This is a genomic window from Nostoc sp. CHAB 5715 (assembly GCF_020829685.1).
In the GTDB taxonomy this organism is placed as follows: domain Bacteria; phylum Cyanobacteriota; class Cyanobacteriia; order Cyanobacteriales; family Nostocaceae; genus Nostoc.
In genome coordinates this window covers 1-8030 of record NZ_JAIVFR010000261.1, presented here as the reverse complement: position 1 = coordinate 8030, position 8030 = coordinate 1, and the positions used below count along the sequence as shown (strand labels likewise).

The 8030-nt window shown below is 41.8% G+C and carries 8 protein-coding genes; 5 read left to right on the top strand and 3 right to left on the bottom strand.

All coding sequences use genetic code 11. The annotated features are described in order from the left end of the window. Positions 1-189: 189 nt before the first annotated feature. Both LC574_RS16060 and LC574_RS16055 read right to left on the bottom strand, forming a co-directional pair. Positions 190-606 (bottom strand): HetP family heterocyst commitment protein, encoded by a 417-nt coding sequence (locus LC574_RS16060; RefSeq protein WP_229454440.1) that lies wholly within the window; start codon positions 604-606, stop codon positions 190-192. A 1817-nt stretch (positions 607-2423) separates the two neighbouring features. Further along, a complete protein-coding gene (locus LC574_RS16055; RefSeq protein ID WP_229454439.1) occupies positions 2424-4877 on the bottom strand; it encodes a GH116 family glycosyl hydrolase in 2454 nt (817 codons plus the stop codon). Between the two features lie 381 nt (positions 4878-5258). On the opposite strand from LC574_RS16055, the gene LC574_RS16050 reads away from it, so the two are divergent. The 4 genes from LC574_RS16050 (at position 5259) to LC574_RS16035 (ending at position 7209) form a co-directional block, all read left to right on the top strand. Next, positions 5259-5837: a transposase gene (locus tag LC574_RS16050; protein WP_229454438.1), complete on the top strand. Its 579-nt coding sequence runs from the start codon at positions 5259-5261 to the stop codon at positions 5835-5837. 97 nt (positions 5838-5934) lie between these two features. Next, complete coding sequence (locus LC574_RS16045) at positions 5935-6408, top strand: hypothetical protein (protein WP_229454437.1); 474 nt, start codon at positions 5935-5937, stop codon at positions 6406-6408. A 113-nt stretch (positions 6409-6521) separates the two neighbouring features. Beyond that, positions 6522-6677 carry a hypothetical protein gene (locus tag LC574_RS16040; protein WP_229454436.1) on the top strand — a complete coding sequence of 52 codons (156 nt, stop codon included), beginning with the start codon at positions 6522-6524 and terminating at the stop codon, positions 6675-6677. Positions 6678-6717: 40 nt separating this feature from the next. Continuing rightward, entirely contained in the window at positions 6718-7209 is a 492-nt protein-coding gene (locus LC574_RS16035) for an alpha/beta fold hydrolase (protein ID WP_229454435.1), read from the top strand. Here LC574_RS16035 and LC574_RS38055 read toward each other — a convergent pair. After that, a complete protein-coding gene (locus LC574_RS38055) occupies positions 7174-7305 on the bottom strand; it encodes a hypothetical protein (protein WP_267871557.1) in 132 nt (43 codons plus the stop codon). The genes LC574_RS16035 and LC574_RS38055 overlap by 36 nt on opposite strands. Between LC574_RS38055 and LC574_RS16030 the strand changes: the two genes are divergently transcribed. Continuing rightward, positions 7304-7876 (top strand): alpha/beta fold hydrolase, encoded by a 573-nt coding sequence (locus tag LC574_RS16030; RefSeq protein ID WP_229454434.1) that lies wholly within the window; start codon positions 7304-7306, stop codon positions 7874-7876. The genes LC574_RS38055 and LC574_RS16030 overlap by 2 nt on opposite strands. Positions 7877-8030: the final 154 nt, after the last annotated feature.

Below are 8030 nucleotides of genomic sequence, written 5' to 3'. Positions count from 1 at the left end.
ATAGGACTCCTATTTGATTTTTGAAATACACGTAGGGTGGGCTTTGCCCACCAAAACCCGGATATGGTGGGCAAAGCCCACCCTACATTACTTAAAATTTTTCACATATCATTTAGGATTCCTATAGCATAGTAGGCTCTCAGACACTCAATCAACTCTAGGGCAGAATCTGTGAATTCCAAATTGTTTTTAATTCACTCCACAGCGTTTCAAAGAAATATCTTGGCTGCCTTCTGGTTTTAATGGCGATTTCCTTGATTGATGTTCGTTAATTGGCTGTCCTAATCTCTGGTCTAAACTACTACCACGGATTTCTGTTTTTTGCTTTCCAACCACTTCAAGATAAGCAGGTCTTGAATCTTTCAGCATTTTTATATTTTCACTTTGCTGTTGTTTTGTTCTATTGGTTTGAGAGTTTTCTTTAAGCAATCGATTGTAAGTACGGTACGGAATGTAATGGAGAGGATTATAACCAGCAAAACGTAGCATTAAAACACATGCCCAGGAGTACTTTCCAGCAATAATTGCTTCAACTACTTTGTCAAATTGTTGAGCCTTGACTGTTGTATCTAAGTTACTACTAATACCAGCAATGTCTTGATTCATCATAGTGTTTAGTTATCTTGGATGAAGTAAACTAGTTCAATTTCTGCGATTGTTGGTGTTTCAATTGAGGGTTACAAACTGCACTTACCTTTTTGCAGTTGTTGAATCGCTTTCAGGTAATTATCAGCAATTTGGCGGTGTTGGATGTTGACGAGGGATAAAAATCTATCAATCAACAGACGCGTACATAATTTTCCCAAACTCTGATTAGCTCTCGTAGCTTTGAATGGTAAAGATACAGGCTGAAACTTCTCTGCTGTTTAAGCTTTACCTTTGTGCTATTGAGCATTTTAGTAAGTTTGGCTGATAACTCCCTTAGTAAACTAGTTTTGGCAAGAGCTAGCTCGTAGTAGGGATACAAATTATATAGATTCATTTCTGAACTGTCCCCTTGGCTTGAGGTTTCGACTGCATTTGACCTGATGATTTTATTCATGAATTAACGTTTGATTAAAAACAATCAATTTTTTAATCAAGTCTGTTGTCTGCTCAGTCCTAACTATCCAGATTCCCTCCGATGAATTGAGGAAACTGTGCTTATAGGTTGTTAGTAAGTGAAAGGTAAAAATTTATCTTTTGTCTTCTCATCTAACTGGTAGGACAAAAGTCTCGGCGTAGCTCTTGGTAGATGCAGTTTTATCCTCTGAAACAACTTTCTCTGTTAAAACGCCTGTATTTCTTACTACTGCTTAATTAAGCATTTTCCGGCAACTTTCCATATTTTTTTGAGTAGTGGGAAAAATTTATTTATCTTTGAGCTTTAACAATCCCATTCGTATTTATACTATTTTTTGTCGTTAATGTCATCTACTAAATTAGTAGATTTTTAAGTTAAATTTACTGAATGTATTTAGATACGTACTTGCTTCTTGTGCAACTTTTAATTTTGTCCTCCTTTGTTAATTCATGAGGGGTCTGACCCCCCATACAATCTCAATTTAAACCCTTTATTATTGTCGAGTATCTAGAAAATACTACCATTAACTATGATGTAAAACAACTTCTAAAAATAGTAAAATTTAAATAATAAAAAACGTTCGCAGCCATAAGATTGAACATATTTTATTAATAAGTTAAATTAAAGAATTATATGTATTATTTTTATACTTTTTGATTTACAAAAAATACAGCTTTAGCGTACTCTAAATGAAATCACTGCAAACTGTTCGTGAATTATTTCATCATTATCAGTTAGTAATGATAAATAGCCTATTTAAAAAAATAATGATTAGCAGGAATAAAGATAGCTAGTTTTAATTATCATCAGTTTAATTAAGTAAAATATCTGTAGCAAGATGCTTTTACTAAAAAATAAATATGTAGAGATTAAATAGGTAGAATATTAGAAAACTTAGTGATAGAGATAAAGTTAACTAACACATAATGTTGTTAAGTTTCTTCAGCAGGAACTTTTATAGGAATCTTAAATTTTGTTTTAAAAATAAGTAGTTTTGTAAGATGTGTTAACGGAGCGTAACGCACCAAGTCTTGAATTCTCAATGCTTCAACTCTTACCATTACTGAAATTTTCCTTCGCTTCCGGAAACACTTGGAAAATACAATCACAAATATAGACTCTGCTTTCTCAGATAAAGACCAATACGTTTGGGTTAAGGTTAAAACTCTTTGTCAAAGTCAATTTTTTTAACTAACCGCAGAGGCGCAGAGTACACAGAGAGAATGAGAAAATTCTTAACCCAAGCGTATTGCAATAAAAGCTTGTTCTAGATTGGCTTTCACCTTGAGTTGACACCCATGATAGCTGTGCGCTTCTACATGTTGTATTGCCTCAAAATGAGAACCGCTTTGATAGCAAATCAATTAATAACTAAGTAAATTCCCCAAATTGCCATTGCCCGTAAGTAAGTGCTAGCGCGGAAAGTACCAGCTGCGGTGATAGCTTCAGGGGTGCGAAATTGCAGACCATTGTCATAAATTTGCTGCACCACAGCTTGCGTCAACCTAAACGCTTCATCTTTCATTCCCATTTGCACAAGAAAAGCCGCCAGCCCAAAGTTTATCCCTGTCCAGACTTCTAGGGGATGAGTAGCTTTGGGGTTTTCTGGTGAACCGTCAGGACGAACACCATTAGCAGCACCAAACTCAGCGTTGCAGAATTTTAAAAAGCACGCATCATAAACAGTTTTTAGGGCAGAGAGAGCGCGATCGCTCGGTACAATATCAGGTAAGTCCAGCAGACGAGCATAAAACTGTCCGCACAATTGATCTGCCATTACCACATCGGAACCACTTTCACTATCAAGTTTGTAATATTGCCCATTCCAAAGTTTTTCTTGGTAAATAGGAAGAGATTGTTGTAACCAAGTTTCATAAGTGGACTTTTGCGCCGCCAATGCTGTGTTACCTGTCTGGTAAGTTAATAAAATATCGCTAATTGCGATCGCAGCCTCTAGCGCTGCTAACCATAACCCCCCACAATAGGCGCTGACACCCTGTAACCGCCAATCATCAAAGGTTTGGTCAGGCGCACCAGAATTTTCCGGAATCCCATCGCCATCAATGTCAAAAGTTTTCAGGTAGTCGAGGGTTTGAACGATCGCATTCCAACAATCTGCTAAGAATTCTACATCGTCAGCACCCGTGAGCAAAAAATCACGGTATACTTGCAAGACAAAATCACTACCCAAATCTTTCCACAAATTGCAGTCTTGATAGCTGGTGTAATTGGTTTTCTCCCAAACGTGTTCATTGGGTGCGCCTAAATCGTGGGGTGTTGCACCTACGACTTTGCGAACTGCGATCGGGCTTTCTGCTTTAATTGTCATGTAATAGCCAATTATCCGGGGTGTATCATCACCTTGAGGAATCGCCCTTGCAAATGCCCTCATCACCGACTTTTCTAGTTCTGGAAACAGCATCAGTAGGGCAAAAGAGCCGTATAATCGCACATCGAGACTTTCATACCAACGGTAATCTAGGCACTCCAGCACTGCAAACTGACCGATGGGGTCAAGTTCTGATGCTGCACTCCAGAGAGTACCGCCACTGGTGAGGTCATAAAGCTCATTAAATAGAGCCATTTTAAACCAGTTGGGTAAATCTTCCCGGTCGAGAATCGGTTTTTGCCAAGTTTGAATTTGCGATCGCCAGCTTTGGTATTCTTGTAGTGCAGTCGATGCGATCGCCCAAGCATTAGTACCACTTTTATCAAAAAAGTCTGTATATCTGCGATAATAGTTGACTCCGGCGGCAAATTCTGTGATTGGCAAATCCCAAGCGAGGACAAAGGGGATTTCGAGAGTTTCGCCTGGTTGGAGAGTAAAACGGAGTGCGATCGCAGCCCCTAATTGTGTATTCTCTGTTGCTGTCGTATCTAGATAATTAGGCAAAGAACCATCTTTAGCAAAGCTTTGCCACACCTCATCACCCGTTCCTTCAGGATTCCATCGGCTGTGGTAAAATACTTCCACCTGGGGATGCTTCAGCGTTGCAATACACCAACTTCCGTCACCTTCTTGCAAAGGTTCATCACTACCAACCCGACCTAAAACACAGCCAAACTGTTGTGTATTTTCAACTATTTGGTTATAGTTTCCTTGACTTTCGCCCCAGCGTGGTTGGTATTCGTAAACCGGACTACCATCATCGCGCACCCGTACTTCGGGAGATTTTAGAGCGTTTGTAAACCAGCCCACCATATTTTGCCAAGTGAGCATAATGCTAAGAGTAATAGGTGCATCTGTAGGGTTGTGGGCATTCCAGAGGAATATTGCCACAGGGTAGCTAGTTTCTTGGTAATTACCTGCCCAGACTGGGGAAAACTGCTCACAAGTCAACTGTGCTTTAAATACATTTTCGTACACAAACCAGCTACGTGGATATAGCGCGTGATAAGTCCCTGTGTTAGAGATACTAGAGATTTCTTCCTGCCCCCCTGCTCCTCTGCTCCTCTGCCCCTCTACTTTGTTGTCAGTTGGATACCATTGCCAAGCTTTGAGAGTGGCATCATCGGGCGCTTGCGTAGACAAAGCGTAGGCTTGGGAAGATGTGCTATTGGACTCAAACACACTGAATTGACAAGCGGGAACGTTTTTGAAGGTATGTTCACCGCCATCAATGTGCCACAGGTTAAAATCTCCCCGTGAAGAACGACCGATGCAACCTGCACCAAAGCCACCCAAAGGCATACCATGCCAAGGGCCATCATCGATATTACTTGCGTAGCGGACGGTATAAGGTTTGTCCCAGCCTAAGCCGATGGGACGGCTCCAAGTGCAAGAGGGAATTTCTGGAGATAGTTGATTTATCATCGCCTAATGTTACAGCGTGCAGTTACGTCAATGAAGACTAGCGCGATGTGTGATTTTTCTCAAGGGGCACAACGATGTAGGGGTATGGCATTGCCCATTGGTGTCAACTTAAGCTAAAAATCGCTTATCTGTTGGCTTCCACGCCCGCCTAGAACTAAAGTTCAAGGCTAATAGCTAAAGTCTACTGAAGTAGACTAAAGATTTTTGGCTATATTTAGTCATCTTTAGATGACTTTCGCTATTAGCAAGGAACTTCAGTTCCTTGCGGGACATGGCTTTTACGTTAAGTTGACACGTATGGGCATTGCTATGGCCCTACGTTAGATAGAAATCTTCAGGTTAATATAAACACAATTTACAAATAACTGTACTTAAAAATTAATGCCTTACGACCCGCGAATACATCACCGTCGTTCTATTCGCCTAAAAGGACATGACTACACCCAACCAGGAGCCTATTTTATTACGCTTTGTACGCAGGGGCGGCAATGTTTATTTGGCAATGTGGTCAAGGGCAAAATGCAATTAAATTATTTAGGTCATATTGCCTTCAACTGCTGGGAGGCAATTCCCGATCATTTTCCGCACATTGAATTAGATACTTTTGTGGTAATGCCTAATCATGTACATGGGATATTGGTAATTACTGACACGTCTGTAAGGGCATGGCAATGCCATGCCCCTACAAGAGAACAATTTGGCAAACCTGTGCGCGGTTGTATCCCAACTGTGATTGGCAGCTATAAAAGTGCTGTCAGCAAAAGCATTAATGTTATTTGGCACACCAAAGGGCAATCAATCTGGCAACGTAATTTTTACGAACATATCAGTCGAGATCAAAAATCTTTGGATCACATCCGACAATATATCCTAGACAATCCTCAGAAGTGGGCAGATGATCCACAAAATCCACAGCATAATCCTGATGATTGCGAATTCCTATTCGATATACCTTTCTGATTCATTGTAGGGGCACGGCATTGCCGTGCCCTATTTGGTAATTTTGTTGTATATGTGGGCACTCTAAAGTTAAGCAACATACTGGAGACTAATTTCTATGTCCACAGCCCCAATTAGTGCAACACTAGCGCAATCAGAGAGAGATGCTGTGTTGCAAGCGATCGCCACAATTAAAGACAAATTACCATTTTTGATTGATTTAAGTAACGAGGAGCGTAAAGCTTTACCCAAGATGGGAGATAAAAGCCGCGCCTTTGTCAGTAAAGCATTAGAGGTGGCGACACAGAACCCAGAGTTTTTACCGCGATCGTTTGACCTCGATGAGATGCAAAAAGACGTACAATTATTTGAAGCTTTGTATCCAATATTGCTGTCTTTGTCACAATTACAAGAGTTGGTGGATGATACTTCGCTAGCTGTGGGTAGTGAAGCTTATGCAGCCGCGTTGCAGGTGTATAACTATGCCAAAGCTAGTGGACAAGGCGCTGGTTTAGATGGAGTAGTTGAGGAAATGGGGCAAAGGTTCGCCCGTAAATCTCGGAAATCCAAGCCTCAAGCAGCAGCGTTGTAGAAAATAGCTTGGTGATTGCACTTCTAAGGTGCAATGTTGAGGTTCAGAACTCGGATGTTGGAGTAAATTGCTCGGCGTTCCGAGTTCTGAACTCGAAGCTTCAACCTCAGAACATGGAATTTCGAGATGAGAACACGAAACTTGAAGCTCTGAACAGCAACGTCCGAGATCCAAGAGTGAATGATGGAGAGTGGAAGGCGATGGTTTACTCTTTGAACTCGGAACTTCGTGCTTTGAACTGCAACATCCGAGGGTATCACCGTATCTGACAGCTTAGGAACACAACAAGCATATCTAGCAACCTCTGACTTGACAATTGTCACTCAAGGGAAGCAAATTATTGAACAAACAGGCGGGATTAGTCTTCTGAGTCTCAACAATTTAATTAGAGACTCCGACCTGAGTAGTTTAGTAGTGCTGTTAGATTGCTGTCATGGGTTTCCAGAATGCTGGTACTCTTGGCGACATCAGCTTGCAGCGATCGCAGAAGCTGGATTCCACGTTGTTGCGCCAGATATACGTGGTTACGGGCAAACCGACCAACCAGAGTCAGTTGAGGCATACAATATCCTTGAGCTAACTAGCGATATCGTTGGGCTGGTTCATGCTCTCGACCAAGAACAAGCCATTATCGTCGGGCACGATCATGGTGCAACTTTAGCTTGGCATTGTGCGTTGTTACGTCCAGATTTATTTAAAGCGATCGCTTTACTAAGTGTCCCTTATCGCGCTAAAGCCTGGGAAAGTAGACCGCCAACAGAAATGCTAAAACTGATGTCGGGTGAGCAACAGTTTTATTGAAAGCGGCGGGAAACTCCATCCCCAGGTGTCTGTAGAGGGATAGCCGCCCCGCCGCTTTGGGCATTGGGCATTGGGCATTGGTAACTTCTTCCCCATGCCCCATGCCCGATTCCCCATGCCCAAAAACTCCATCCCCTTGTGGGTGGAGTTTTATATGTTGTATTTTCAGGAACCTGGTAAAGCGGAGGCAGAACTAGAAGCTGACGTTCGTAAGTCTCTTCGCATGATGCTCTATTCTGCCGCCGGAGATCCACCTCCTGAAGAAAGATGGCGGTTTCTATTCGACAAATCAGAAAAATTCCTAAACACTTTAACAGAACCAGAGCAGCTTCCGAGTTGGTTAAGCGAGCAAGACCTTGATTTTTTCACCCAAGAGTTTGAGCGAACCGGATTTCGAGGCGGTTTGGCTCGATATCGAAACCTGGACAGAGATTGGGAACTCACGCGCTTTTTGAGTGGCGCAAAGCTCCAACAACCTGCTTTGTTTGTTGGGGGAGAGTTCGATGCAGTCGTGACGAGAAATCAAGAACTCATCAACAATTTAGAAAAAACAGTGCCGAACTTGAGAAAAAAGGTATTGCTGCCAAACGCCGGACATTGGATTCAGCAGGAACGACCCGCCCAAATCAATCGGTTGCTGATCGAGTTTTTAATGAACGCGGCATAACCAGTCTGGATAAATTAGACGATGCTTTGCAAGAGTGAGACTTCTTGCATAAATACCTAAACAGGGGCTGGAAGTATTGAAGCTGCGTATTATAAGCTGACTTATGCAAGAAGTCTAATTATTCGGCAACAGCCTTACCTTTTTTCTCAAGTTC

Excerpts from the sequence above, each read along its gene's own strand:
- LC574_RS38055 (WP_267871557.1), bottom strand. The coding sequence starts at position 7,305 with ATGGGGAAGAAGTTACCAATGCCCAATGCCCAATGCCCAAAGCGGCGG.
- LC574_RS16045 (WP_229454437.1), top strand. The coding sequence starts at position 5,935 with ATGTCCACAGCCCCAATTAGTGCAACACTAGCGCAATCAGAGAGAGAT.
- LC574_RS16030 (WP_229454434.1), top strand. The coding sequence starts at position 7,304 with ATGCCCCATGCCCGATTCCCCATGCCCAAAAACTCCATCCCCTTGTGG.
- LC574_RS16055 (WP_229454439.1), bottom strand. The coding sequence starts at position 4,877 with ATGATAAATCAACTATCTCCAGAAATTCCCTCTTGCACTTGGAGCCGT.
- LC574_RS16050 (WP_229454438.1), top strand. The coding sequence starts at position 5,259 with ATGCCTTACGACCCGCGAATACATCACCGTCGTTCTATTCGCCTAAAA.
- LC574_RS16060 (WP_229454440.1), bottom strand. The coding sequence starts at position 606 with ATGAATCAAGACATTGCTGGTATTAGTAGTAACTTAGATACAACAGTC.
- LC574_RS16040 (WP_229454436.1), top strand. The coding sequence starts at position 6,522 with ATGGAATTTCGAGATGAGAACACGAAACTTGAAGCTCTGAACAGCAAC.